General features: G+C 38.2%; 2 protein-coding genes. Both read right to left on the bottom strand.

Going from position 1 to position 3,137, the window contains the following annotated elements; translation table 11 throughout:
* Positions 1 to 2,341, bottom strand: a 2,341-nt coding sequence (locus LBD46_08435) for a hypothetical protein (protein MDR2427186.1), incomplete at its 3' end; no start/stop codon positions are given.
* 51 nt (positions 2,342 to 2,392) lie between these two features.
* A complete protein-coding gene (locus LBD46_08430) occupies positions 2,393 to 2,887 on the bottom strand; it encodes a hypothetical protein (GenBank protein ID MDR2427185.1) in 495 nt (164 codons plus the stop codon).
* Between the last annotated feature and the right edge of the window lie 250 nt (positions 2,888 to 3,137).

The raw sequence follows: 3,137 nt of genomic DNA, 5'->3' as shown, positions 1-3,137 counted from the left end.
CAAGCGGAGGCAGAAACGTAGAATGCAGTATTTCAAGTGTTCCTACAACTATCCCCCTGAGCCATCCATCTTTAAGCCCCAGCCTATCTGCAATCCGCGAAGCCCACGCAAGCTCAAGCTTATTATTTGTTTGCGATGGATCTTGCGAAGATTCATGGTCATCTTCACTCTGCGGCATAAATCTTTCCAGCGCAGCTTTATCATAACCCAATTTGGAATATGCAGCCAGAAATATTCTCGCCGCTATTCTGCTTTCGCTGTTAAGCAGTTCATCCCTTTTATGCGTTTTGAGAATCGCTTCCTGAACGCGCTCCGGCATTTTTCTCATAAGTCCTGCGTCCACATCCTCAATAACCGCTGGGAGAGACAAATCGGTTTCAATGTCAAAGATAAGCCCATCGCCCGTGACGGCATTATTTGCCGCCGCGAATTTCATTATGTTTTTTACTGTCAGGTAAGTACGCGGGTTAAAAACAGCGTCATACAACGAAGCCACGCCTGCTGCTGTGGAGACTAACCTCTCAGCAGAAAATTTAAGTTTATTCGTTTTTACGATTTCTTCGTTCGTTTCTTCAAGACTTTCTATCTTTCCACCGGCATTTTTTAAGGTTATGGTAAAGCCGTCAGCTAAGGTGACAACCGTTTTATCCGAAGAAAAGCTGTAATCGATTTTTTCGCCCAGCGCTTCGCTTATCCCCTGAATAATGAAAGCGATATTGTTTTCATTATACGCAAAAGATGAAAGCGAAGATGACGCTATCTCTATCATCATCTGTGCTATTTCCGTAGACTGCGCCTGCGAGGCAAGAGACAAAGCCAAAGTCTGTACTGCAAAAACATTGCCTTTGGCAAGGAAAGAATTGTAATTTTCTTCTGCCGTCTTTGTTTCCTGCGTTACGGCAGGCATGAGACTTATGTATGAAGTGCGGTTTTGCGTAAATATTTTATTGAGTCCTTCGCTGTGGAAACCGCCGGAAACAACTATTACAATTTCGTTTTTAGCGTTTTTATCAAGCCTTTTCTCTATGTTTTTTACGAATATGGAGTTTCTTTCCTTATTAATCCTGTAATATTGCATAAGGAACTTTATGTCTTCTTTCATCGCGTCCAAAGTGTTCTTAAAAGCGTATTTGGAATATATCTTTTCAAATCTCGGATATTCTTTTTCAAAAAACGCGTAATCGTCGGACGTAATTTTTGTGTCTAAAAAAGATTCCAGATAGACATAAAAATCGCTCAGGAATGATACTTCGATTTCTTCGGGAGTGCTCGAAAACGCTACCCTTATATCCTCCGCTATCCTTCTTTCCTCATTAAGCATCTCAACGGGATTTATTTTCCTGCCCGCCTCTATATATGTTATAAGCCTGCCAAGGCTGCTCGCTGCGTCTATGCTGATACCGTATTTTTTGGAAAGCGGCGGCATGTGCAGCCCGAGCTCTTCAACGTTTGAAAAACCCGCCGTAGCAAGAGACAGCTTGCTGTATTCATTGTAAGAAAGATTTTTTTTGAGTCGGTTGACAAGTTCCTGCATTTCATAAGTAGCTTTATTGTAATCAATCTTTTTTGAGGTTTTAAGAAGCTCGCAGTATGCAATGAAAACCGGATATTTTTCAAACGATATGGGAAGAAGAGAATTATATTTTGAATCGTTATTGTCCAATTTTTCAATATATTTTCTCAAAACGGCATAATATCTTTCCATCGGCATTCTGCCGTATTTGTAGCTTTCAAACGTAGTGCTAAACCTATGATTTTCCCGGCTGAAATATTTGGCTTTGAGATACTCTATTTCAGATTTTATTTCCATTAGATTCATTTTATACTGTCCGCCGTTACTCAAAGCTTTTGAGAGCCTTTCAAGGTTTTGTTTATGAATTTCTTTGTTTTCCAAACCGTAAAAAGGCGTTTTTACGTCATTTTTCAAATAGTAATATTCCGCTCCGGTGAGCCTTCCCTTTTCAAAAAGACCTTCAATAATATTATTTCTCAGCTTCTCGTCTTTCACGCGGCTGAATATGCTTGTGTCAACTTCATCATAACCGCCTTCAACAAAAATAGCTGAAATTTTATAGTTTTTTTGTAAACTCTCGATTATCCGTTCGATATTTCTCTGGACTTCTATGTGGCAGTGCAAATCCTGTATATTGACAACTGTATAGCCACTGTTGGCAAAAGTTTTCGATTCTATAACCCTTCCGAGATGGAACGGAATGAAATTTATTGAATTTTCAATAATATTTTTATCATTCCCTGTTGCCGCGGCGGCATGTGCTATGTCCGTACCTATAATGGAAATCATAAAACAAAAGGCAGTAAAAATCGAAATTAGTTTATTCATAAGTTTCTCCAAAAAATTTCGGCTTGGGGAATTTTCCCGCAAGCCGAATATTTAAAATAACATATTGTTAATAGTAAACGCAAAAGCGGGCACGCTTCCTTTCTGAAGCGCCTCAATTGACAACAGATACTGTTTGATTATTTCCCGACCCGCGCCAAAAAAAGGACCGACTCGCATTAGATAGTTTGGAAATTCTTCAAAAATCAAATATTCTTTTCCACAATAAACATTTTTTTTAGCGTTTATTATCATTGCTGCGGCAGAATGCAAAAACAGTACGACGCTCTTTTGGATATATGCAGGAAGCCCGTTATTTTCAAAACTTTTTACATACATCTTCAGAAAGAAATATTTTGTGCCGCCGTAATACTTTCTTACTATTTTGTCTGATATGTCCAGAAGATTTATAACCTGTGCGGTCTTTGACGAGATTTCAACTGATTTTCCTTTCTTAAAATAAAAACCCAGCTCCGCAAAACATGCCTGAGGAACTGACAATGAAAACAAAAATAAAGAAATAATAAAAGCCGTTATTTTCTTTTTCATACAACAATTATAGTATATCTGCATATTTTTTGCCATAATTTAAATGTAAAAAAATATTGAATTTTAAATTCACTTTTTGTACATAAGTTCCAAGCCAAAAAGATACTTATATGAAAGTAAAATAGCCTATCTACATATTACTTAACGCCAATTTTTTTATCCAATCCGCAACTTCTTTTTGCGCATTTTTCGCGCCGTAACCAGAAAAAGCCGCACCTTTCAGGACGGTCGATTTCGGAACAAGCTTTGC

Origin of the sequence: Candidatus Endomicrobium procryptotermitis, from assembly GCA_031279415.1 — a bacterium.
GTDB classification, from domain to species: domain Bacteria; phylum Elusimicrobiota; class Endomicrobiia; order Endomicrobiales; family Endomicrobiaceae; genus Endomicrobium_B; species Endomicrobium_B procryptotermitis.
Note: the sequence above shows the minus strand (reverse complement) of the source record. Positions and strands in the feature narration are given on the sequence as shown.

What these genes read in the sequence shown, in the direction of transcription:
- LBD46_08430 (MDR2427185.1), bottom strand. Translation starts at nt 2,887, where the DNA reads ATGAAAAAGAAAATAACGGCTTTTATTATTTCTTTATTTTTGTTTTCA.